This window comes from Sporomusa acidovorans (assembly GCF_900101845.1).
GTDB classification, from domain to species: Bacteria; Bacillota; Negativicutes; order Sporomusales; family Sporomusaceae; genus Sporomusa; species Sporomusa acidovorans.
Genome location: NZ_FNAM01000017.1, coordinates 46,587 through 71,363 on the forward strand (window position 1 = coordinate 46,587; position 24,777 = coordinate 71,363).

Annotated in this window: 21 protein-coding genes and 1 other annotated feature; of the genes, 3 read left to right on the plus strand and 18 right to left on the minus strand. The window is 42.9% G+C overall.

The window, feature by feature from the left end; all coding sequences use genetic code 11:
- Window positions 1-740 precede the first annotated feature (740 nt).
- The gene (locus BLR65_RS13050; protein WP_093794625.1) at window positions 741-2,882 is read left to right on the plus strand and encodes a transglycosylase domain-containing protein; all 2,142 of its coding nucleotides are present in this window, start codon (window positions 741-743) and stop codon (window positions 2,880-2,882) included.
- A 586-nt stretch (window positions 2,883-3,468) separates the two neighbouring features.
- Here BLR65_RS13050 and BLR65_RS13055 read toward each other — a convergent pair.
- Window positions 3,469-3,867: a hypothetical protein gene (locus BLR65_RS13055; protein WP_093794626.1), complete on the minus strand. Its 399-nt coding sequence runs from the start codon at window positions 3,865-3,867 to the stop codon at window positions 3,469-3,471.
- A 143-nt stretch (window positions 3,868-4,010) separates the two neighbouring features.
- Here BLR65_RS13055 and BLR65_RS13060 point away from each other — a divergent pair, with 143 nt between their 5' ends.
- On the plus strand, window positions 4,011-4,331 hold the full coding sequence (locus BLR65_RS13060) for a YbaB/EbfC family nucleoid-associated protein (protein ID WP_093794627.1): 321 nt from the start codon (window positions 4,011-4,013) through the stop codon (window positions 4,329-4,331).
- Between the two features lie 12 nt (window positions 4,332-4,343).
- Complete coding sequence (locus BLR65_RS13065; protein WP_093794628.1) at window positions 4,344-4,937, plus strand: hypothetical protein; 594 nt, start codon at window positions 4,344-4,346, stop codon at window positions 4,935-4,937.
- 74 nt (window positions 4,938-5,011) lie between these two features.
- On the opposite strand, the gene BLR65_RS13070 is transcribed toward BLR65_RS13065, so the two are convergent.
- From BLR65_RS13070 to ytxC, 17 genes are all read right to left on the minus strand, one after another.
- Window positions 5,012-7,372 carry an endonuclease MutS2 gene (locus tag BLR65_RS13070; protein WP_093794629.1) on the minus strand — a complete coding sequence of 787 codons (2,361 nt, stop codon included), beginning with the start codon at window positions 7,370-7,372 and terminating at the stop codon, window positions 5,012-5,014.
- Between the two features lie 20 nt (window positions 7,373-7,392).
- A complete protein-coding gene (locus tag BLR65_RS13075) occupies window positions 7,393-9,891 on the minus strand; it encodes a U32 family peptidase (protein ID WP_093794630.1) in 2,499 nt (832 codons plus the stop codon).
- A complete protein-coding gene (locus tag BLR65_RS13080; protein WP_245692751.1) occupies window positions 9,888-10,790 on the minus strand; it encodes an alkaline phosphatase family protein in 903 nt (300 codons plus the stop codon). Before BLR65_RS13080 ends, BLR65_RS13075 begins: the two co-directional genes overlap by 4 nt.
- A 71-nt stretch (window positions 10,791-10,861) precedes the next feature.
- Entirely contained in the window at window positions 10,862-11,533 is a 672-nt protein-coding gene (locus tag BLR65_RS13085) for a DUF421 domain-containing protein (RefSeq protein WP_093794632.1), read from the minus strand.
- A 72-nt stretch (window positions 11,534-11,605) separates the two neighbouring features.
- Window positions 11,606-11,860: a cell division protein ZapA gene (locus BLR65_RS13090; protein WP_093794633.1), complete on the minus strand. Its 255-nt coding sequence runs from the start codon at window positions 11,858-11,860 to the stop codon at window positions 11,606-11,608.
- A 127-nt stretch (window positions 11,861-11,987) separates the two neighbouring features.
- Window positions 11,988-14,417 carry a phenylalanine--tRNA ligase subunit beta gene (pheT, locus tag BLR65_RS13095; RefSeq protein WP_093794634.1) on the minus strand — a complete coding sequence of 810 codons (2,430 nt, stop codon included), beginning with the start codon at window positions 14,415-14,417 and terminating at the stop codon, window positions 11,988-11,990.
- 20 nt (window positions 14,418-14,437) lie between these two features.
- On the minus strand, window positions 14,438-15,460 hold the full coding sequence (pheS, locus tag BLR65_RS13100) for a phenylalanine--tRNA ligase subunit alpha (protein WP_093794635.1): 1,023 nt from the start codon (window positions 15,458-15,460) through the stop codon (window positions 14,438-14,440).
- Between the two features lie 367 nt (window positions 15,461-15,827).
- Complete coding sequence (locus tag BLR65_RS31810) at window positions 15,828-15,917, minus strand: YqzL family protein (protein ID WP_143122576.1); 90 nt, start codon at window positions 15,915-15,917, stop codon at window positions 15,828-15,830.
- 79 nt (window positions 15,918-15,996) lie between these two features.
- A complete protein-coding gene (locus BLR65_RS13110; RefSeq protein WP_093794637.1) occupies window positions 15,997-16,809 on the minus strand; it encodes a TrmH family RNA methyltransferase in 813 nt (270 codons plus the stop codon).
- Window positions 16,806-17,468: a potassium channel family protein gene (locus BLR65_RS13115; RefSeq protein ID WP_093794638.1), complete on the minus strand. Its 663-nt coding sequence runs from the start codon at window positions 17,466-17,468 to the stop codon at window positions 16,806-16,808. The genes BLR65_RS13110 and BLR65_RS13115 overlap by 4 nt, the downstream gene beginning before the upstream one ends.
- A gap of 12 nt (window positions 17,469-17,480) precedes the next feature.
- Window positions 17,481-18,848, minus strand: coding sequence for a TrkH family potassium uptake protein (locus BLR65_RS13120; protein ID WP_245692752.1), 1,368 nt, complete (start codon window positions 18,846-18,848; stop codon window positions 17,481-17,483).
- A 199-nt stretch (window positions 18,849-19,047) separates the two neighbouring features.
- Complete coding sequence (locus tag BLR65_RS13125; protein WP_245692770.1) at window positions 19,048-19,887, minus strand: class II fructose-bisphosphate aldolase; 840 nt, start codon at window positions 19,885-19,887, stop codon at window positions 19,048-19,050.
- Between the two features lie 293 nt (window positions 19,888-20,180).
- Window positions 20,181-20,537, minus strand: a complete 357-nt coding sequence (gene rplT, locus BLR65_RS13130) for a 50S ribosomal protein L20 (RefSeq protein WP_093794641.1) — start codon at window positions 20,535-20,537, stop codon at window positions 20,181-20,183.
- A 38-nt stretch (window positions 20,538-20,575) separates the two neighbouring features.
- Window positions 20,576-20,773, minus strand: a complete 198-nt coding sequence (gene rpmI, locus BLR65_RS13135) for a 50S ribosomal protein L35 (RefSeq protein WP_093794642.1) — start codon at window positions 20,771-20,773, stop codon at window positions 20,576-20,578.
- 21 nt (window positions 20,774-20,794) lie between these two features.
- Window positions 20,795-21,328, minus strand: a complete 534-nt coding sequence (gene infC, locus BLR65_RS13140; RefSeq protein ID WP_093794643.1) for a translation initiation factor IF-3 — start codon at window positions 21,326-21,328, stop codon at window positions 20,795-20,797.
- A gap of 31 nt (window positions 21,329-21,359) precedes the next feature.
- Window positions 21,360-21,490, minus strand: a sequence feature (ribosomal protein L20 leader region).
- A gap of 55 nt (window positions 21,491-21,545) precedes the next feature.
- Entirely contained in the window at window positions 21,546-23,456 is a 1,911-nt protein-coding gene (gene thrS, locus BLR65_RS13145) for a threonine--tRNA ligase (RefSeq protein WP_093794644.1), read from the minus strand.
- Window positions 23,457-23,818: 362 nt separating this feature from the next.
- A complete protein-coding gene (gene ytxC / locus BLR65_RS13150; RefSeq protein WP_245692754.1) occupies window positions 23,819-24,727 on the minus strand; it encodes a putative sporulation protein YtxC in 909 nt (302 codons plus the stop codon).
- Window positions 24,728-24,777: the final 50 nt, after the last annotated feature.

A 24,777-nucleotide genomic window follows, 5' to 3' on the forward strand; every position in this document is an offset into this window, starting at 1 on the left:
CATTGACCGGCTTCACCAAACCGGTAGGTATACAAAGTCTTAGGTCTCCCTCAGCCCCTGCTGAAGCCGACTGTGCTCTTCGAGGTATAATCATTATTCAGAGAAAGCTATACTTTTTCACTTGAAAATAAAACCCGCCCCTGGTCAGGGACGGATAGTAAACCCGTGGTACTACCTTGTTACCGCCATTAGCCACGCAAGCAAAGTTGGATACCTTTTTCCCAGCCATGTAACGACAATTTACCAGCCCGGCTTTACAATTTGCACTTTGGCCTGCTTCTTAGCTTATTCAGCCAGCCTGCTTGCTAAGTTCACCAACCTTATATCCAAAAAACTACAGGATATCTAACTTACTTTTCCCCATATACATTAATATTGCATATTATATACTATTTTACTATACCTGAATATAACCGGATTGTCAATTTCAGCCACATACTCTCTCTACAACGTACTAAAGATTCTTACAGGCGAGCGGCCTGTAGCAAAAACGAAAATCAAGCGCCAGCGTTGGAACGTTACTAACACTCTGACAAAAGAACATCTTGATTGAATTTCATATAAATATAGAAAATACGGCGTTTTAAGCCGCATTATAACATAACAAATTTATGATTGCAAACGTAAAGCAATACCTATCTGGACCTCTTTTATGATATAATGGTTAGCGAATCTAATCCTTTGCAATTGACTATGCACATTTACATGTAATAATATCGAATCGGTAAGGAGAGAAAAGTATGCAAGATAGAAAGAATGAGCACCAGAAAGATAGCCGGACACGCCGCTCCAAAAATACACGAACAATTACCGTTATTGCCGTTCTCGTGTTTTTGGTTATGCTGCTGGGAGCTGGTTTAGGCTTTTTAACTGCCAGTATAAATACCATGCCAAGCCTAAAGGGCGACATTCGTCCGGCTGTCTCTTCTCAAATCTTTGATGCAAACGGTAAATTGATTACCACCGTTCATTCTGTTGAAAATCGTTTACCAGCATCAATTAATAAAATACCTAAAAATCTTCAGCACGCCTTTATCGCAGCGGAAGACGCCCGCTTTTACCAACACAGCGGTATTGATCCCCGCGGAATTTTGCGGGCTATCTGGTCAAATGTGACAGATCGGGGAATTTCAGAAGGCGGCAGTACGATCACACAACAACTGGCCAGAAATGCTTTGCTTTCCCAAGAACAAACACTCAAACGTAAAATCCAGGAGGCTTTTCTATCTTTACAAATTGAACATCAGTACAGTAAAGATGAAATTCTTGAAATGTACATGAATCAAATTTATTTTGGTCAGGGTGCGTATGGAGTTCAAACAGCGGCGCAAGTCTACTTTGGCAAAAATGTCGAAGATCTCAATTTAGCTGAATGTGCAATGATAGCAGGTATCCCTAAAAGCCCAAATTATTACTCACCTACAACTAATTTAAAAGCTGCCAGGGAACGGCAAGCCGTCGTACTTGAGCAAATGGTGAAATATGGCTATATTGATTCGGCTTCCGCCGCCAAGGCAAAAACAACCGAAATCAAGATTGCTCCCCGTCCGGCAGCCACTGCTTCACCTGCTTCGTATTTTACCGACTATGTAATCCAATTACTTATTGACAAGTATGGGGCCGATGCCGTATATAAAGACGGCCTTAAAGTCTATACGTCATTGGATTTGGAAATGCAAAATACTGCCGAACGTGCTCTGAAGCAGCTGCCAACAATACGCACTGATGAAAATGGCATCAAACAGCCCCAAGGCGCACTTGTTGCGATTGATCCGCATACAGGCTATATTAAAGCAATGGTCGGCGGCCGTGGCAACGATCAGTTTAACCGGGCGGTTTTAGCGGTGCGGCAACCAGGTTCCGCATTTAAACCTTTCGTCTATTTAGCTGCCATTGAAAGCGGATTTACACCAGCCAGTGTTATTGACGACAGCCCTGTCAGCTTTGGCAGTTGGTCGCCGGTAAACTACGACAGGACATTCCACGGCCCTGTTACCATGCGTTCAGCACTTGAACAATCTCTCAATGTTGTGGCCGTTAAGCTGGCGCAACAAGTCGGCATTGATAAGGCTTTATACTATGCCCAACAAATGGGCATCTCTACGCTGGTGCTTAATGGTGCGACAAATGATCGCAATTTAGCCATTTCTTTAGGCGGCCTTACCCATGGAGTTACCCCGCTCGAACTTGCCAGTGCCTACGGGGTACTGGCAAATAACGGCGTTCGGGTTGAACCTACGGCCATTGTGAAAATTGTTGACCGCAATGGCAAAGTAATTGAAGAGAATACCCCTAACGAAAAAGTTGTTGTCAACGAACGCAGTGCGTTCTTGCTTACCGATATGTTAAAGGGAGTTATGACTCGCGGTACAGGTACAGGTGCTTATTTTGGCCGCCCGGCTGCAGGTAAAACTGGCACGACCAGCGATAACAAAGATGCTTGGTTTGTTGGCTTTACACCTGATTTGGTGGCTGCGGTCTGGCTTGGCTGTGATAATCCGGAATACTTGCACGGTATTACCGGCGCTACAGTGCCCGCTAGTATTTGGAAAAGCTTTATGAATGGCGTTGCCGACAAATATGTAGCGCGTGATTTTGTAAGACCTTCCGGTATTGTGGCTGCCAGAGTCTCAGATAAAGACGGTCTCTTAGTTAATGATCCCAATAATAAAGACGGGCATAATGAAATTTTCGTGGAGGGCACTCAGCCGAACAAACTTTCCACAGCTACAACAAAAGATGGCAAAGACAATAAGGATAATAAGGGTACTGATCCATCTGCAGAAAAAACTTTGCCGCCGCCGCCCTCCAAAGAAGATAGATCGACAATGCCGTCCCCTCCACCACCGCCACCTAAATCTAATGATTCCAAGAAGAATTAAAAATAATAGAATAAAAAACACGCGTAAAAAATACGCGTGTTTTTTTTCGTTTGTTTGCGCATATACATTACCATGGCCTTTATTAACAAGTAATACTCGTATCCTCTTCACCCAGCCAGAATAAAAGGATTATAATAATAATAATGATTATCCAACTACCTCCAAAACCGCCACAACCGCCAAATCCACGTGCCATTTATTTTTCCTCCTTCCCATCTTGTTAAAGAGATCCTTCTCTTCAATGCAATCTATGAACTTTACGTTTTATTGGTCACCTTCCGGAAATCAACAATTTTAAGCTATATTTGAAGTATTGATACCCAGAAAGCACGAAACCCGTTTTCCGCATTTCCGATGTAAGTAGGAATTATAAAGTAGTGTCATCCCCTTCGAAGAAGAACAGTAGCAGAATAATGATGATAATCCAAATACCACCAAATCCGTGACCGCCAAATCCACAACGAGACATTTAAACTACCTCCTTACTTCTTATCATTCATGAAGGTGTAGCAAGCACCCGCCCTTCTACTTCAATATATACATTTTATCGAGGAAGTGTTACTGGCTTAACCGGACATTTGGTTTGCTAATCCTTGTTTACCTCAAATAATCTTCTAATCTGTTTAGGGGCATCCGCTGCCACTTTAACCGATTGCATAGTATTATTTATAACCTCAGTCATATTGCGGATTTTATCCACTGTAGACGACATTGAGTCAATGCGCCTGTCCATGGAAAAATTGTCTGATGCCAAAGATAATAGGATTACCATAAGTTGAATATTAAGATTCGGATTTTGCATTACCTTTCTAAATAAAGCGGCAGGCCCTCGTGGGCTCGTGTTTTTCTGCGGTATTTTAGCAGGCGGGGCAGCAGGAGTTTTTTCCACTACTGGTTCTTTGCTTTCAGGATCTTGCTGGTTAATTTTCTCCGGCCTTTCTACAGGCGGCGCTCCTGTATTTTTATGATATTTCCGCACACGCATATGTCCACCACCTTTCTGTAATTCATTTTTCTACTCCCAATATATGAAATACACCCGGATTTGGTCTCTATTGCCTGTTTGGACACTCACAAATATTTGTTAAACTGAATAAATTAGATAGAAATATAGGAGGTGCATAACAAGTGTTTGAACAGTTTGGTAACATTATGGAAATAGTAAAAAAAGTTCAGCAAAACGTTGACACTGTACAAGAACAACTAAAACAGGAAAGAATTGAAGTGTCTAGTGGTGATGTTATTAAGATAACCGTTAATGGTCAGCAAGAACTTATTGCCATCCACTTAAACGGCAAATATTTAAGCACCGAAAATGCTGCTTTATTGCAAGACTTATTATTAGCTACCATAAATAATGCTTTAGCTAAATCCCGTGATTTAAATCAAGCGGCAATGGGTAAACTTGCCAGTGATTTAAATCTGCCTAAAATTCCCGGCATGTTCTAAGGAGGCGGTTTTATGCCGAATGACACCGATCATCTCGGGTCTTCGTCACTACTGAACTCAATAACCCGGATGCTAGACACTGGTATGCATACTGGTGCTGGACTTGACAACATTATAACTGTTTTATCACTGTTATGCCTATTTTCAATAATGAACCGAAATCATGCCGGTAAAGATACCCCGCAAACTCAGCCGGCAACTGCCACTAACCCCTTACATAAATTGCTGGGTGATTTGACAAAAGGCAGTGACGGCGGCTTTACCCCAGACACACTGATGTCTCTTTTACCGCTGTTAAACAACCCGCAGCTTAAATCAAAACTTAATCCTGGTACTATGTCTACTGTATTAGGTTTATTAAATAATCTTGGCAGTCTCGGAGGCGGCAGTCCCTCACCGGACAAGGATAAAGATAAGGCTAAAGCTGAACTTAAACCTTCGCCGCCTACAGAAACTCCTCCACAACAAGAAACTGAGGCTCTCGCTCCCTCAACAAATGTTGCCCAACAAGTTCCGGTCGCCAAGCCTCCTCAGACTAATGAGGAGGCAGAAGAAGCAGAAACGAAAAACCATAGCCGTTATTTAAATTGGAAAAATAATTTTTAACCAAAACAAGGGTCCGCTTCTATTAAAGCGGACCCTTGTTTTGGTTAATTTTTTACGTATACGTATACGACAATCTAAGCCAATCTGGCGACAGTGGCACCGGTGCCACCCTCATTAAGGTCGGCAATTCGTATTCCTTTTATGTGCGAATGGTTTTCAAGATATGATTTAACTCCCTTTCGTAAAGCCCCTGTTCCTTTACCATGGATGATCAGCACTTCGTTTAAACCAGATAGCACTGCATCATCAATATATTTATCAAGGAGCACTTCTGCTTCTTCAATTGTCATACCGCGAATATCAATTTGCCTTGCTACGGAATCGGTTCTTACCATACTTACATGTTTGGTTACCGGCTGGTTTTTGGGTTTGCCTGACTCGGCCAATAATCGGCAAGCAGATACTGCTACCGTTAATTTTAGAACTCCAAGCTGTACAGTTACATCGGTGCCATTGACAGCCAGCACCTCCCCCTTTTGTTTCACTGTCGTAACATAAACAGTCATGCCTGGTTTAAGTGCTTCTGCGGATAACTCGGCACCGGCTGCTTGATCTGTGATGGCAAGTCCGTTTATTTCTGTATTGCTGGCCCGCAACTTCTGCCGGGCATGTTCAATAGCCTGCTGTCTTTCACGGCTATTATGCTCAGAAAATTGCTCTTTCAGCTCACTAATTATCTCTTCAGCATTACGCCGGGCCTGGCGAATAACGGCGGCGGCCTCTTCCTGAGCCTTTATCAATACCGCATTCTTTTTTTCCGCAACAGCCCGTTCATCGGCCAATACTTTTTCTTTTACTCTACCCATTTCCTGTTCTAAACGACTTAGCTCATCCAAACGTGAACTATATGCTTTTTTCTGATCTTCCAACGCCCGCAAAACCGTTTCAAAATCTGCATGTTCTTTATGAATTAACGCTTTTGCGCGCTCAATAATTTTAGCGGATAAGCCCAGGCGCTGGCTGATGGCAAATGCATTGCTGCTGCCGGGTATCCCAATCAGCAGCCGATAGGTTGGCCGCAGGGTTTGTATATCAAATTCTACGCTGGCATTCTCAATGCCCTCGCGGGAATAGGCAAATGTTTTTAACTCACTATAATGTGTAGTGGCGATAGTTTTCGCCCCAACTGTATGAATGTGTTCCAAAATTGACATGGCCAAAGCCGCCCCTTCGCTGGGGTCGGTCCCTGCACCTATTTCATCAATGAGAACTAAATCGTCCGCGCCTATTTTCTTTAAAATTCCTACCAGGTTAGTCATATGACCGGAAAACGTGCTCAAACTCTGCTCAATACTCTGCTCATCCCCTATATCGGCAAAGATATTGCCAATAATCGGCATCTCAGAATCAGGCGCAGCGGGGATAAATAAACCTGCTTGCGTCATAAGGGCAAACAAACCTACCGTTTTAAGTGTTACCGTTTTCCCACCGGTATTCGGACCGGTAATCAGTAAAGTAGTAAAGTGGCGCCCAAGCTGTACGTCTATTGGCACCACATGTTCAGCAGGGATCAGCGGATGTCTGGCTTGGATAAGATTTACAAAACCTTGTTGACTAATAATTGGCTGAGTAGCTCTCATATCAATACTTAGTTTAGCTTTAGCAAAAACAAAATCCAGCTGAGCCAAAATTACAAGGTTTTCCCCTAGAGGTTCCGCCACTTGGGCAATTTGACCGGTTACTACTGTTAAAATCCGTTCAATCTCATGCTTTTCGGCAGTTATGAGTTGTTTAATATCATTATTTAAGTTCACAATAGCCATTGGCTCGATGAATAAAGTGGCGCCACTAGCCGATTGATCATGCACAATACCGGGAAAATTATTGCGATATTCCTGTTTAATGGGAATAACATAGCGGTCACCACGCATAGTAACAAGTGCATCTTGAAAATACTTCTGATATTCACCAGAACGTAAAATGTTGTCCAATTTTTCTTTTACCCGGCTTTGGGCCTGCTTAATTTCCCGTCTGAGCTTGAGCAGTTCACTGCTGGCGTCGTCGCGGATAACGCCCTGTTCGTTAACAATCGCCTCAATGACTGTTTCAATATTTCTTAATACCATAATTTGACTGGCACGCAAAGCCAAAAGCGGTGCTTCAATAGATAAATCAGCGAAGAAGGCTTTTATCCTTCTAGCAGCATATAACGTACTGGCCACAGCTAAAAGTTCATGCGGCTCTAAAATAGCACCAAGTTCAGCTTTTTTTAGCGTAGAGCGCACATCCCGAATTCCGCCAAGCGGTACTGTCGCAATATGATTCAATATCCCGCGAGCTTCAGCCGTTTCGGCAAGGCGCTTTTGTACTTGCTGCGCCTCGCTTACCGGTACCAGTTCATGGGCAAGTTCCCTGCCCATAACTGAACCTGTACGCGCTGCAAGCATATCACGGATTTTATCGTATTCCAAGGTTGATAATACGGCTGCTTCCATGTAATTTCTCTCCTAATTAACTATAGTACTCCCCGGAAATAATGTCCCCGGGTAATATGTTCATGCTCGGCACCGGCAATTCTATCTTCCGCAAATAACGGATGGTCTTCTCCCAGGTCGATTAGCGCTCGATACAACCCGGTAACCCTGGCAACTTCTTCTACATTACTATATTTAGCCTCATACCGCAAGCGGCTCAGACCGGTGCCGGTCAATCTGGGCACATGCGGCAACATGGATAATTCTTTGGCGTTCAGAATATGCATACGGCAAAATTGATCGGTTGCCACCGGAAATAATTCATCTTTGCGGTCCTTAAGCCAATACCGCCCGCGCAAACAAGCCCGCTTACAGTTTTTGCCGTTCTGTCCGCCTAAAAAACTGCCAAGCAGGCAATATTCAGAAATCATCAGTGTCAAATAACCATGCACCAGACATTCCAGTGGTGCCAGTTTCCTACCAGTGAGCGCTTCGACTTGCGCAAAAGTTAGTTCCGGCGAAAGTGTCAGACTGGCAAATCCTAACCCTGTTAAGTAATTGGCTGTAACACTATTATAGATATTTAAGGGATAATCGCCGTGCAAAGGGATTGCCGAAAGTTCCTGTACCAACGAAATAAGGCCCATATTGCCTACACTGATGGCATCCGGTTTAATCTCATTAAATACCGCAATCTCCTCTTTTACGCCGGCTATTTGTCCGGGATGCACCAATCGCGGTGTATTCAAGATAATTTTGCGTCCGTGCTTTTTTACATAAGCGGCCGCCTGATAATAATCTTCAGCAAATAATGAGCGTTTTTCCAAACATTCGCCGCCAAACATGACAATATCGGCACCATGTTCAACCGCGGCCACGACTTTATCAAGCTGATCAACATTGACTACCAATTCAGGCTTATTCCTGATAGGTTTTCTCCGTATTGGCGGCAAGAGATCATGGATTGTTTTATTCTCAGTCAGCGGGGTTCTGTTGAACCTTGCCAAGCGGTCGGCTTCCAATTGTTCAATTGCCTGGCGCCGGGCTTCATTAATTTCACTGACAGGTACCATTACTTGCCCTTTTATCTGGCAGTCCAAGGAATGTAAAGCAAAAACCGTAGTTCCCAAACGTTCAATTTGTTTAGCGACACTCTCTGCCGTAAGCGGTCTTTTTATAGCCTTTTCCGCAATAAAACCGGTTTGAGCCTGACCGGTAAAACCGTCTGCGTCTGTGAAGGTAATGACCAGCGGCCGTCCTTCTTCAACGGCTACAGCCACATTTACGGGAATCCGCCGAACGGCTTCTGTTTTGTTAAAAAAAGCGCGGGCTCGTTCCATTAGTTTAGCAGCAAATACCTTAAATACCCGGTCATTAACCCGAACTGGCGAAGTGACTGGAACCGCCACGATAGCATGAGCCTGCGCCTCACCAACCGGTTTGCCGTCAACCCACATCGTATGGACCGTGACGTTTACCCTACCGCCGACTTTAACCCAAAACTCGATAATATCGCCGACCGCAAGTGGTTCATCCAATTTTATAACGGCGACTTTACCATTCGGCTGATATTCTAGCACCCGCCCAAGTCTCACTCCCCGGTTATTGGGGCGTCTGTCGCTCATCATCGCCCTCCCGTTTTTACCATATAGGTGGGCGGTGGTAAAATCGCGGTTAAAAATTTGCGCCAAATCCTTCTGGTCCTGCTCGCCGATAGTATATTGCTCCTGATTCGACGAATAACGGTCAATCGCCCGCCGGTAAGCATCAACGACAACAGCAACATATTCCGGCCGCTTCATCCGGCCTTCGATTTTAAAAGAAGTCACCCCGGCCTTTATAAGTTCGGGAAGTATTTTAATCGTATTCAAATCTTTGGGACTGAGCAAATATTCACCAGCGTCCGCTTGGCTTAATACATCATTGCCGGCGCTATCAACTAACGTATAAGGCAAGCGGCACGGCTGAGCACAGCGCCCGCGATTTCCACTGCGGCCGCCAATCATACTGCTCATCAGGCATTGCCCTGAATAAGAAATACATAACGCACCATGAATAAAGGTTTCTATCTCAATTGTGCAGTTTTTACAGATATACGTAATATCGGCAAGCGATAATTCACGGGCCAGTACTACCCGCTTAAAGCCCATATTGGCTAAGAAGTTAACTCCTTCTAAATTATGTACTGTCATCTGCGTACTGGCATGCAAGGGCATATCCGGCACAATTTTTTGGGCTACTGCCGCTACTCCCAAATCCTGCACAATAATAGCATCAACACCGCTGTCATATAAGTGCCGTAAATAATCGGCCAAAACAGAAAGCTCGCTATCGTCTACAAGCGTGTTAACAGTAACGAAGACTGCTACGGCACGCAAGTGGGCAAAACGTACAGCCTCCGCTAATTCCTTATCACTAAAATTCGGAGCATACTGTCTAGCCCCAAACATCCTGCCCCCCAGATAAACGGCATTCGCGCCGCTTTCTACCGCCGCAACCAAAGCTTCTTTGCTGCCAACAGGTGCGAGTAATTCAATCACAAAAATTCATCCTTTCCCAAAGCTTCGACTATCGCCGGCGTAATACCTGTTAAATCAGTAACGCCGCTTATCGTCGCTTGCGCTTTAAAACCAAGCGCAATAAGCGGAACTTTATTAAGGGTATGGGTCTTAACACTGAAATCTTCAAAATTACCATGATCACTTGTTATCAGGAGTAAGGTATCTGCAGGCAATAATGTATAAGCTGTCCGGATAAACTCATTCAAAATCCGAACGATATTTTGGGCGTGCTGCCAATCCTGCTTGTGTCCCGCGCGGTCTGTCTGGAAATATTCAAAGATGGTAAATGAATATTTCCTGGAAATATTAACCAAATTTATTGCTGCTTGCTTCGGTGTTATAGGCTGTACATTTTCTATTCCAAACCTTGGCAACATTTCATTGGTGATATCCTGGTACACAGCTTGCCCAGCTTGTATATGAGTTAATGATCGCAGTAACATACCGATACTTAAGGCCGCTAAAGTAATTGCCGAATGCCGCCGTTTACGCTTAGCCACTAGTTCAAAATAATCCGGTGAATACATATTGGCGGAAGTTACCGGCATTTCACGTTCCAACAATTGTTTCATAATATTATGTTCCATGATAAGCTTTGACAGTTCCGGACCGGGAAAGGCCTGAATATGGCGTCCCATTATCTTAGCCGTATTTAACCCTGTTAAAATAGCCGCCTGGCCGGTAGCACTTTGTGGAAGTCCCGCCACGCCTAATGTGGCATCAATTTGCACCATGCTACTCTCCGGAGTTAAAATAGGTTCCATTTCTTGACTCAAATGGCAACCAAACAATTCATGAATAACGGGCAGGCCAAACCGTATAAACGGATTAATCTCCGGGATATTAGCCCCTAAACCAATACCATCAATAAAAATCATGAGTATTCGCATCAATAAAAACCGTCCTCATATTGCGTAAAGAAAGAAGAAGGGTTCATCCCTTCCTCTCGTCAATGGAATTCTTTATCTTTGTCTACATTTATTCGCTCATCATTCTTGTTTAGCCCCTGCTGCTGCCGCAGATTTTCCGCTAAAAACTGGACATTATCCATAAACTGCTCAAACTTTGTCAATTTTTCGCCTGCCAAGCTAAGAGGATTATCATAGACACTCTTAATATAACTCTCAAAATCTTTTTTTGTCAAAGGTTCATTTTCAGGCGTACGAATCATGGTAAACTCACCGCAGCTTTCCAGGCGGGCACTTTCAATCATAGTAAGATCAGACATATCAAGCCCCTTTTTATGCAGTTCCTGCCGCAGGTCATCATAGTTGAAATGGGTTTTGGCAAAGTTTTCTTTAATAAGCTGGCCTTTTTGCACTAAGGTCACAGGCGTGCCTTCAAACCATTTGCGCAGTGTAGTATTCTTTAAGGCCAAGTAACCTATCAATTGTTGCAATACAAGCAAAACAATTAGACTCTCAATACCTGTCTCCAGGGTAGGATTTTGATCCATAGTACCAGCAACAATAATATCCCCAATCCCGACCATAATAACAAAGTCAAAAGGCGATAGTTGACCGACCGTCCGATTACCCATTATTCTAACAACAAGTAAAGCTACAGTGCACAATAGTAACAGGCGCAACAAAACTTGAACTAATAAACCGCTATCAAACACGGTACCACTCCTTTTCTGTCAGTATTATTAACATGACATTTGAGTGTTATACCGTTCTATGCACAAAAAGTACTATTTATCCTCTTTTATTAATTCAAGAAGTTCCAGGTAATCCTGTTCTAACCGCAAAAATTCATCCGCAATATTTAATGCTGTTAATACAGCTATTTTAGTTGGCGATAACCTGAGATTGGCTTTAGCGGTCTTTTTCATACGCTCATCCAGCATAGCGGCTAGCTGCATGATTCGCTCCGGTTCAATATTCCCCTTAAGCGCATAGCTTTCACCATAGATCTCAACGGTTACTTTATTTTTCTTATCTGACATAGTCCACCTAAAAAGATATATTTTATGAGAGTATACTTCTACCAGGCAAAAACTAATTCCTGCATAAAAAAAGAAAAAGCGGGACAACCCGCCTATAATTAAAGAAATTAAAATAATGTTTTCGCAACTATTCCCGCAGCTTCGCAGCAAAAGTATTTTCTAAATGGGAAACTATTTTTTTGTATTGTTCATCGACTTGTGCATCTGTCAATGTCCGGTCCTTAGCTTGAAAGGTAAGGGAAAAAGCCAAGCTGCGTGATCCTTTCTCCACTTGCTGACCGGTATATACATCAAATAACTGAACTTGAGTTAATAAGGAACCGGCTTTGCCGGCAATAGCCTCTGTTACAGCAGCAGCGGTAGTATGTTCGGATAACACAATAGCCAAGTCCCGCGTAACCGCCGGAAACTTAGGAAGTGACTGATTGTCGGGTTTAATGGCGGCATATTTAACTAACGTTCTTACCATTAATTCAAAAACATATACCTTTTTGGCTATTTCATAGGCATCAAGTACTTTAGGATGTAATTCGCCGATATAACCGATTAACTCGCCGTCCTTCTTGATTACTGCTGTTTTACCGGGATGCAGTGACGGATTTTTTCCTGCTTCCACTACATAACCGCAAATTCCGAGTTTCCCCAAAATAGCTTCAACAGCACCTTTAGCGTCATAAAAATCCACTACATCTCTTGACTGGTTCCAGGCAAGAGTGTGCCGTTTACCCAGCATGGCACCACACAGCATAATCGGTTCCTCCGGCAACTCCCTGAGTGGTAATTCTGCTGGCAGATATACTGCCCCTACCTCAAATATTCTTAGATCCTCATTTTTGCGAGAAAGGTTACGGATAATTGTATCCATAACTCCCCCCAGCAGAGTAGTGCGTAATACCGGGAAATCATCGGTAATAGGATTCAAAACCTCAATTGTACGGCGCAACCCACTGTCAGCAGGGATGTTAAGTTTATCAAAAGTATCCGGATGCGAAAAACTCAACGAAAGAATTTCTGAAAAGCTATTGCTTGTTAATGCATTTTTAATTTTCCCAATAACTACCTGCGTGTAACTTTGTTTGCCTTGTGCCATATCGCCACCAGGTGTAGTGGAAGGAATCTTATCATAACCATAAATTCTGGCTATTTCTTCACTGATGTCGGCCGGTAATGCAACGTCCCCCCGCCAGGTAGGTACAGTAACGGTAATTTTTTCCGGTCCGGCTTCAACCTCAAACTCCAGGCGTTTTAATATTTCGACCATAGTCGCTGCCGGTATATCGGTCCCTAAATAGTGATTGATTTGCCTGGGAGTAAATACGATTTGTTTCGGCAGTTGCATATCCGGATAAACATCAACAATACCGGAGCAAACATCACATGCTCCCATGCCTTCAAGCAGGCTCGCCGCTCTGTCAAGCGCTTTAATAATGTTGGCCGTATCCACGCCACGCTCAAATCGTCCTGAGGCTTCTGAGCGAAGCCCGAGGGCCCGCGACGTACGGCGGACGCTTGCTCCATTAAAGGAGGCTGCTTCCAATAATACGTTCTGTGTGTTCGGCGTTACTTCCGTGGCTAACCCGCCCATAACCCCGGCAATACCGACCGCCTGCACAGCGTCGGCAATTACCAGCATATCAGGTCCAAGTTCGCGTTTAACACCGTCAAGGGTAGTTAGTTTCTCACCGGGATTGGCCTTGCGTACAACCAGGCTGTGACGGGCAAGTAGGTTATAATCATAGGCATGCATGGGTTGACCTAACTCCAGCATAACAAAATTGGTAACATCCACAATATTATTAATCGGCCGCATTCCCGCAGCTTGCAGACGGTGCTGCATCCAGGCAGGCGACGGTCCAACTTTGATATTCTGTAGAATCCTTGCGGCAAATCTCGAACAAAGATTAGAATCCTCAATTTGGATATTGGTTAGCGAACTCGCTTTCTCTTTGCCTGTTTCCTTTACATTAAGCATCGGTTTTTTTAGTGCCGCCCCTGTAAGTACAGAAATCTCCCGGGCAATGCCAATCATGCTGAAACAATCCGCCCGGTTGGCGGTAAGTTCGAATGCAAGCACAACATCATCAAGCCCCAGTGCTGTGTGAATATCAACACCAATATCCGTATCTGCGGGCAAAATATAGATTCCATTTCTCGCCTCAGGTGAGACCAGTTTGCTATCAATTGCCAATTCTTCCGTAGAGCATAGCATACCGTTCGACAGCATTCCCCGCAGCTTGGTCGGCTTAATTTTCATTCCATTTGGCAACTTAGCACCAATCGTAGCAACCGGTACAATATGTCCCTGACGGACATTGGTTGCCCCAGTTATGATTGTTGAGACCTCGGTTCCAATATCTATTTTACAAACCGATAATTTATCGGCATCAGGATGAGGTTCAATGGCTACGACCTTACCTGTGACCACCCCGGAAATGTTTTGACCTAATACTTCCACCGCTTCAACCGGAATCCCGGCCATAGTCAACATATCCGCCAGTTTTTCCGGTGTTTCTTTTATTTCAACATAATCTGTAAGCCATTTACTTGACGCTCTCATAACCTTCCCCCTTCAAGCATTTAGAATTGACGTAAGAAACGTATGTCATTATCAAAAAACAGTCTGAGGTCATCAATACCATAAGTCAGCATCGCAATCCGTTCTACCCCCATACCAAAAGCAAACCCGCTGACCTTATCCGGATCAAACTTGCTCATTTCCAGTACGCGGGGGTGAACCATGCCGGAACCTAAGATTTCCAGCCAACCTGTTCCGGAGCAGACGCGGCATCCTTTGCCCTCACACATTACACAGGAAATGTCCACTTCGGCACTTGGCTCGGTAAAAGGGAAAAAGCTGGGCCGAAACCGTACTTTAACTCTATTGCCAAAAATTTCTTTAGAGAATAATTCAAGGGTTCCTTTCAAATCAGCAAAGCTAATGTTTTTATCAACCACTAACCCTTCCACTTGTTGGAACATAGGGGAATGCGTAGCATCATAATCCCGGCGATATACTTTTCCGGGAGCAATAATCCGGATTGGTTGGTTAGGTTCTGAGGACTGCATCGTACGTACCTGCACAGGTGAAGTGTGTGTTCTCAGTAAAAACTCCTTAGTAATATAAAAAGAGTCTTGCATATCACGGGCCGGATGATCTTGCGGCAAATTCAGCGCTTCGAAGTTATAGTAATCCTTTTCCACTTCAGGGCCCTCGGCAATTTCAAACCCCATGCGCATAAAGGTATCTTTAATCCGGTTCAATGTTAATGTCAGGGGATGTAGATGTCCAGGGTCAGCGATGCGACCAGGCAAGGTTACATCAATGGTTTCTGATGCTAGTTTTCGGGTAAGTTCAGCCTGTTTTATAGCTTCCAATTTATCAGCTATAATCTTTTCCAACTGACCTCTAATTTCGTTAACCACTTGCCCTATCCGCGGACGTTCTTCAGGGCTTAAAGCTCCCAGACCGCGTAGCATACCAGTGAGTAGTCCCTTTTTACCCAAGTATTTAATCTTTACATCATTGAGTGCCTCTTTATTGGTGATTTCTGACAACTCTTTAAGGGCTGTGTCCCTTAATGATTTGAGTTCTTGTTCCATACATGCCTCCTAAAAAAATTAAGTAAAACCTGGTTTGGACCAAGTCTCCAGGACGCAGGCAAAAGCCTTGGCGTTCACTTTATCCAGACGAAAGCTTAAGACATCTCATCCGGAAAATTAAAAAGACTTTCAGCCCATAAGGGGCGAAAGTCTTGATTTCGCGGTACCACCCTAATTATACTCTCTTGTTTCCTGTAACGTGGAAAAAACGCCAGACCTACACAAGCACGCTCTTCAGCCTGAGTACTCAGAAGTGAACTTCTGCTAACTGTTTCGGCGCCGCTCTCAATCTCCGGCGGCATCCTCCCTGTGGAAACATGGCTAACATACTCTCTTCCTCATCGCATAAAACAAACCCTTTATTCACTTATTGCATCATTAACCGTTTATACCACAAATACGCAGCAATGGAACCGGTAGCTTCAAACATTCTCCAGAAGAATTCGGCGGTCAACATAGGCTAAGACCACACCCTCTCTGCCCCTAATGGCAATTTCCGTCATTGCTAAACGTATTATATCATAGCAGCATTGAAATTACAAGGTTGCCCGCTGCCTTATAGCCTCATATAATACAACTCCTGCAGCTACAGCTACATTCAGAGACTCGGCATGTCCAATTAACGGAATATTAATGCGGGAATCTGCCGCACTGAGTAATTCAGGGCTGATACCCTGACCCTCATTGCCCAATATAAGGGCAACCGGGCGCTTAAAGTCGGCCTGGTAATAAACGGCTGAGTGTTGCAAACAGGTAGCCAGCAACGATACACCCGCCTGTTTAAGATTCGTAATTAGGTCAGAATAGATCATGCCTTCTGCCACCGGCAAATGAAATAGAGAACCCATTGTCGCCCGCACCGTTTTTCCGGCATAGATATCAGCCGATCCTTTAAGCGTAATAACTCCGCTACAGCCGGCGGCATCTGCCGTACGGATAATAGTGCCAACATTACCCGGGTCCTGAATTCCATCCAAAATAACCAATAACGGCAGCTTATCTTTTCCTGCCAGCATCTGCTTAACTGAAAATTGACGTTTTTTCAAAATGGCCATGATTCCCTGCGGCTGCTCAGTATCGGATATTTTTTTATAAATTTCTGCCGGTACTTTGACCATTCGACAGTTTGTAACCGCTAACCTGTCAATGATATTCTTTGCCCGTTCACGCTCGGCAATTTCTTCTGTATAAATACACGTCGCCACAGGCCAATCGGCGTGGACGCATTCTTCAACCAGACGCACACCCTCTGCCAGAAACAGTTCCAACTTCTCCCGGTATTTTCGCTGTTTCAGCGAAGTGGTTTCCTTAATCAGCTTATTTGTCATGCTGGATATGCATTCAGTCACTCTAATTCCTCCATCTTTTGAATCCCCCTTGTTTGACCTACAAAAATCAGTATGTCCCCTGTCCTGATTTTTTCATCGGAAGGCGGTGGCACAATTAACACTTCATCTCTTTTTATCGCGACAACATTAATTTCATATTTTACCCGTAAATTTGCTTCGGCCAGGCTGCGGCCTACTAAGGTTTTCGGAGCGGTAATTTCAGCAATACTCAAATCCGGGGACAGTTCGATGTACTCTAATACGTTAGTCGAAACTAAATTATGTGCCACTCTTAACCCCATATCACGTTCAGGATAAACAATGCGGTCGGCACCAATTTTAGCCAGCATTTTTCCATGAAGTTCGTTCCGGGCTTTGGCAACGATATATTTTACGCCAAGGTCTTTTAAAATCAATGTTGTCAACACATTAGCCTGGATATCCTCGCCAATGGCAACAACAACGACATCAAAATTCCGGATTCCCAACGCCTTTAGGGAGTTCTCGTCTGTCGTATCCGCCTGAACCACATGGGTCACCGTTTCACTCAATTTCTGAACTTGCTCTTCATTTGCATCAATTGCCAATACTTCATAACCAAGTTTATATAATGTGGTAGCAATACTGCTGCCAAAGCGTCCCAGTCCAATTACCGCAAATTGTTTATTTTTATCTTTCATCCGGATCCTCTCCTAACCAATAATTAGTTTTCCTTCAGGATACTGTACATTCCCTTTGCGGGTCTTTAAGGCCAAAGCTAACGCCAGGGTAACCGGTCCGACCCTGCCGGCAAACATTGTTATGATAATCCAAATCTTCCCGGAAGTTGTCAGAGATGATGTAATCCCTGTTGTCAGACCTACTGTACCAAATGCCGATGTTGCCTCAAACAGCAGATTAATAAAAGGCTGCTTTTCTGTTATACTCAGCATCATTGTTATAAAGATAACCAACAGGGCCGAGATTAGCATGACAGAAAATGCTTTGTAAATAATAGTCTGGGAAATTCTACGCTCGAACATTTCAGCATCCTGCCGGCCTCTAATTAAGTTCCAAATAGCTGCCGCCAATACTCCGGCCGTCGAAGTCTTAATCCCTCCGCCGGTGGAAGTCGGCGACGCACCAATAAACATAAGGATTACCATAAAAAATAAAGTGGCATCTGTAAGTTTACTTAAATCAATCGTATTCCAACCAGCGGTACGAGTCGTAACCGACTGAAAATAACTGGCTAATAGTTTACCCTGCAGGGATAGGCCGGCCAAAGTATTAAGATTATTATACTCAAGCAAAAAAATCACAATCGCCCCGAAACTAATTAATACTAAAGTTGTTGTTATAACCACTTTTGAATGAAGTGATAGCCGGTCAAACCGCCGAACTGTCCAAAGTTCCGAAATTACTGTAAAACCGATGCCGCCTAAAATGATAAGGAGTGAAATGACCAAATTTACCACAATATCATCCACATAGGCAGTTGCACTGGAAAACTTGCCGGTAACACTTCCCATCAGGTCAAATCCGGCATTACAAAAAGAAGAAATTGCATGCCAATAGCCAAAATAAACACCTTTGACGCCAAAGTCCTGATACCAGCGGATTGCCAGTATTGTTCCGCCAATGAATTCAATCAATAAAGTTACTTTAATGATATATTGGGTTAATCGTACAACCCCCGAAACCGTAATTTGATTCAAAGCTTCTTGCATAATCAACCGTTGCCGGAAATTGATTTTTTTGCGAATAATAATTGCCATTAACGTCGACATAGCCATAATACCAAGGCCACCAGCCTGAATTAAGCCAATAATCACAAGCTGACCAAATAATGAAAAATAAGTACCGGTATCCACCACTACCAAACCGGTCACACAAACAGCCGAAGTTGCGGTAAATAAGGCATCAATTAAACTCAAGCTCTGCCCTGCCGCCGAAGCCATCGGGGTCATAAGCAAAAGTGCCCCGCCTACGATTAGGCTAGCAAAACCAAGTACCAAAACCTGGTATGGTGTGAGTTTCCATTGCTCAACATCTAACAGGTTGGTAATTTTGTCATCCAAAATATTCCACCTCTCAACTATTATTCCTTAAAATTATACTCAAATTAGAAAATCTAAACAAGTTATCTAGTTCCTCATTTATCATCTTTCGGCATCATTATCATGGTATATCGGTACAGAATTTATGTAAGAACGGCCATTGAACGTTAAAACCCCCGGCCATATATATACCGGGGGTTTTACATGTTTACTTTGTCGTCTATATCGCTTTTGAAATGCAGTCAAACGACAACATATATTTGCGGACCGAATCTTTAACACCCTTTTTTACTACCGACATTAAATTGATATAATTAGTTGACTGATTTTTAGCCAGTTCAGCTTTTATTGTTTCTGACGCAACCATGGACATATCAGTGGCAATGTTGATTTTAGCTATACCCGATTGTATTGAGCTATAATAATCTTCTTTGGTAAGCTTTGAGCCCCCATGCATGACAAGAGGTACATTGACCGTATTATTAAGTTCAGAGAGTCTTGAAAAATTAAGCTTAGGGCAACCCCGGTACACCCCATGGTTTGTACCTACCGCCACGGCTAACGCATCTACTTTCGTATTTTCCACAAAATTATATGCCATCTCCGGTTTAACTAAATTCTCTTCATTAATATCTTTTATATGGCCGTAACAACCAACATAGCCCAATTCCCCCTCGACTGACACACCGAGAGAATGGGCTATGCGAGTAATTTCTTTCGTTCGTTTTAAGTTGTCCTCAAAAGGCAAGGCTGAACCATCAAACATAACAGAAGTAAATCCCCAGCGAATGGCTTTCATCACCCCTTCATAAGTATGTCCGTGGTCAAGATGGAGAGCCACAGGCACAGAAGCTTTTTGCGCAGCCCTACACATTGCGGCACTCAAGGTATCAACATCGACAAATTTAAATAACCGCTCGGGAATGCCAAGCACCAGGGGAGTTTTTAATTCTTCTGCCACCTCAATAACTGCGCCTAACGTTTCAAAGTTAAATACATTAAAACCGCCGACTGCATATTTTCTTTTTTTAGCATCCTTGAGTAAGTCTTTCATCGTCACTAGGGCCAAGTTTAACTCCTCCTTTTTTGTTTTATTAAACAAATTTTAAATTGCCAGTTGGATATTACTTTTAATTCGCCGCGGCCTGAGAAAAACCTGCCAATTACACTAAAATTTAAAAAAATCAAATTTTTCAACTTTTATTTGTGCATTGTACACAATCACCAATAACCGTTTATTACAGTTCCTCTATATTATTTATATTGCTCACGATTTGGATTTGATTACTAGTAATACCAAAATTTATAAAAATTATACATAAAAAAAACTCCCGAAAAAATCGGGAATTTTTTTTATTTTAATTGATCCTTAGCAGCACTTACCAGTTTGCCAAATGCAGTCATATCATTAACTGCCAGATCAGCCAGCATTTTACGGTTAACTTCCACACCCGCTTTTTTGAGACCATTGATAAGCTGGCTGTAAGAAATACCGTTTATGCGGGCGGCAGCATTAATACGGGTGATCCAAAGTTTACGGAAATCGCCTTTTTTAGCACGGCGATCGCGGCGTGCATAATACAGCGCCTTCATTACTGTTTCATTGGCTTTTTTGAATTGTTTACTCTTGGCCCCGCGATAACCTTTAGCTAATTTAAGAATTTTTTTATGACGTCTATGTGCAGTAACGCCTTTTTTAACTCTTGGCATGTCATATACCTCCTGATGTACTTATAAATTGTTTATACTTAGGCGTAAGGAAGCATTTTCACTACGCGTTCATGGTCAGATTTGCTAACCATAGCCGCTTTACGCAGATTACGTTTACGGGATGGAGATTTTTTCTCAAGAATGTGACTTTTAAAAGCTTTGGCACGTTTAAATTCACCGCTGCCGGTTACTCTGAAACGTTTAGCAGCGCTTCTGCGGGTTTTAATTTTTGGCATAGTAGGATATCCCCTTTCTATTTATGTGCTAGATTGTGTAGTGTTGGGCTTAGGAGCTACAATCATAATCATATTTTTACCTTCGAGTTTGGCATCACGTTCAATGTTAGCCATATCTTTTAATAGAGTAGCCATTCGTACCAGCACCTGCTTACCAAGTTCAGGATGGGAAAGTTCCCGTCCTCTGAACATAATGGTTACTTTGACCTTGTCACCGTCTTCCAAAAAACGTTGGGCATTTTTCAACTTTACAAAAAAATCATGATCCTCAATATTAGGACGAAGTTTTACTTCTTTAATTGAAATTACCTTTTGTTTTTTCTTAACTTCTTTGTCGCGTTTTTGTTGTTCATACCGAAATTTACCAAAATCCATGATCCGGCATACCGGCGGCTTGGCGGTTGGTGCTACTTCCACTAAATCAAGATTTTGCTCCCCCGCTAAACGCAATGCATCTCTCAGCGACATAATACCCAGCTGTTCGTTTGTACTGCTTGTTACCCGAACTTCCTTTGCCCGAATCTCCTCATTAATTTTTAAAGTTTCTTTGCTAATTGCCGCTCACCTCCTGATATACTTTGTTCAAAATTAAAATAAAAAACGGATGGCATAAACCACCCGTACATGAGCACAACTTAATTTAGTCAGCTTACCATAACCTTACTAACAACATAATCGCGCTGTAAGGTGAGAAGTGGATGGCTTCTGCTTAGCTCAATATTTAAATTACCTGATAATAATAACACCTTAACTTATAGAAGTCAAGCTGTTTCTAATTTTTAGAACCAATCTCTGCCAAAGCCGTCGTCATAAAGCGATCAATAGGCATTGCACCAATGTCGCCTTGTCCTCTTTTACGAACAGCCACTGTGCGGGTTTCTGTCTCTTTATCACCTACTACAAGCATATAAGGCACCTTTTCTAATTGTCCTTCCCGAATCTTATAGCCAATTTTTTCGTTACGTTCATCCACCTCGGCACGAATATCCTTGTCGCGCATTATTTGCGCAATTTCCTTGGCATAATCAGCGTGGCGTTCACTTATTGGTAAAATTTTGACTTGTACGGGTGCCAGCCAAATTGGAAAAGCGCCGGCAAAGTGCTCAATTAAAATACCGATAAAACGCTCCAAGCTACCATAAGCTACCCTATGAATCATTACCGGCCGATGTTTCAGGCCATCTTCGCCGATATAGTTCAGATCAAATTTTTCCGGCATCAGCATATCAAGTTGAATAGTACCACACTGCCAGGTACGTCCAATAGAATCCTTAAGGTGGAAATCAATCTTAGGCCCGTAAAAGGCGCCATCTCCCGGATTGATTTTAAACGGCATTTTTAGCTCTTCTAAAGCTTCTTTAAGCGCATTTGTAGCTGTTTCCCATACTTCATCAGAACCCATGGCTTTTTCCGGCTTAGTACTTAATTCGGCATGATAGGACAAGCCAAAAACACTATAGACGGTATTAAACAGTTCTATAACTTTTTTAATTTCAGCTTTGATCTGAGAGGGAAGCATAAAAATGTGGGCATCATCCTGAGTGAAGCTGCGGACCCGCATCAGGCCATGTAAGGCACCGGAAATTTCATGACGGTGAACCAGACCTAATTCACAGGTACGAAGCGGCAGATCACGATAGCTATGATGCTGAGTGCGATATACTAAAATACCACCCGGGCAATTCATGGGCTTTACAGCGTACCCTTCTCCGTCAATCTTGGTAAAGTACATATTCTCCCGGTAATGATCCCAGTGGCCGGATTGTTGCCATAATTTTTGGTGCAAAATTATCGGCGTTTTAATTTCCTGATAGCCATATTTTACATGAATCTTACGCCAAAAGTTTTCAAGTTCATTACGAATAACCATGCCTTTAGGATGGAAGAACGGAAATCCCGGTCCTTCTTCCTGAATACTGAACAAATCAAGCTCGCGTCCTAGTTTACGGTGGTCCCGTTTAGCCGCTTCTTCCATCATCGTAATATAAGCGTCCAAATCGGCTTTTTTTTCGAAAGAGGTTCCATAAATACGCTGCAGCATCTTGCGTTTTTCATCCCCGCGCCAGTAAGCGCCCGCAATATTTTGCAATTTAATCGCCTTAACCCGCCCGGTGGACGGAACATGAGGCCCGGCACACAAGTCAACAAAGTCACCCTGTTTATACAGTGATATTTCTGCGTCTAATGGCAAATCATGAATAAGTTCCTGTTTATAGCCTTCGCCCTGTTCATTAAAAAGTTTGATAGCTTCATCACGACTAACAGTTATTCGTTCAAGCGTCAGGTTTTCTTTTACGATTTTTTCCATTTCCGTTTGGATTTTCCCCAAGTCTTCCGGTGTAAACGTATGCGGCGTATCAAAGTCGTAATAAAAGCCATTGGCAATTGACGGGCCAATACCCAATTTCACATCATCATACAAACGTTTAACAGCTTGAGCTAAAATATGGGAAGAGGTATGACGCAAAGCCGCTTTCCCTTCTTCATCTTCAAAAGTCAAAAATTCAACAGCAGCGTCTTTTTCCAGTTTAGTAGCCAAATCTACCACTTGACCATCCACTTTGGCAACTAATGCTGTTTTTTCCAGGTTGCGGCTAATAGACTTTGCGGCCTCAGCTAAGGTTATTCCCATCTCAACCTCGCGTGCGGCACCATCCTTTAATGTCATCTTAATTTTGCCCATATGTTGGCAGCCTCCTTAACAAAAATAAAAAAAACTCTCATCCCTATAGGGACGAGAGTTTATACCCGTGGTTCCACCCTGTTTGGCTATCGCCGTCTTACGATTTGATAACGGGAGATTATTCCCGGCTCAGCCTACTTTTAGTTCAGCAAAGCAGTTTAAAGGTGGTAATAATACCTGGTTTGCGTAAAAATGCTTACAGCCTCTGGCATTTTTTCTCTGGATACGCCTTTCAAGATATTATCTTGTCCTTGGCATCACTATTTCACAATACTATTTAATTACAAAAATTATATACAAATTACATTTGAATGTCAAGTTCATCTGTGATAAATTCTGATAAGCCAGAGCAAAGCTAAGTTTTATATCTCGGTATGGTTTGATTTACCATTATGCTCCTGAGAGCACATTTCACAGCCCTCGCATAAAATTACCCGTCCGGCAAATACACTTTTTATTGTGTCTAAAAGGTCTTTATCTCGCTGCCGGTTGGTACTATGCACCATAATGTTGCGCGGCGCAATAGTTATTAAGGCACTTATTAGTAAATCCTCATAGTTAAGGTTTTCATAACCGTCTTCATTGCTGTTTTGCAGCAGACTATCTTCAAAGCATTGATTTTTTATTGCCTTGCCATGGGAGTCAAAGAATTTAAACACATTGCGATCTTTAATAATTACATGGGCCTCTTCCTCACGCGGTTCCTGAACATCGACAAAATATCGTAAAACACGAATAAATTCTTTGTATTCAAGTTCCATCATAAAGTCATCGACTACCTTATCGATAACCTCGGACAATTGGCTGCGGTAGTCCTTCAATCTGAAATTTAAAAATCCTTCCAGCACTAACTCATGATGGTTTTCCAAATAATCCAATATGCGGGTCAATACGAGTTTATACCGGTCGCAACTGCCTGCAAGTGCTCTCACAACATTTGATTCCACTGCCGCCCGTTCGTCTTGATTGAAATAAAAATAGTTATTAGCCACAATCTTATTAATAAGGCGATGTTCTTCATTATTAATAATCCAATCCGCGAGTACCTGGGATACACTAGTTTTTAGAACCGTCTTTATCCGTTCATAGTTGCGAAAAGATAATTCGCCTTCACTGATGTTCAAACCCAGAAACTTGTAACCGCCTCGCTCAAGCTCTTCTATAACTACACGAAAGCCCTCTTGGGCAAGCGTCCTACAGTCGTGTTCCAACATCTCTTTGATATTCCCGGTCGTTCCGCTCAGGCCGATGGAAAGCAATTTCACCACCATCACTCCCTTCTCATATAGTATATGTTCCACAGCTTATTTACATACAATGA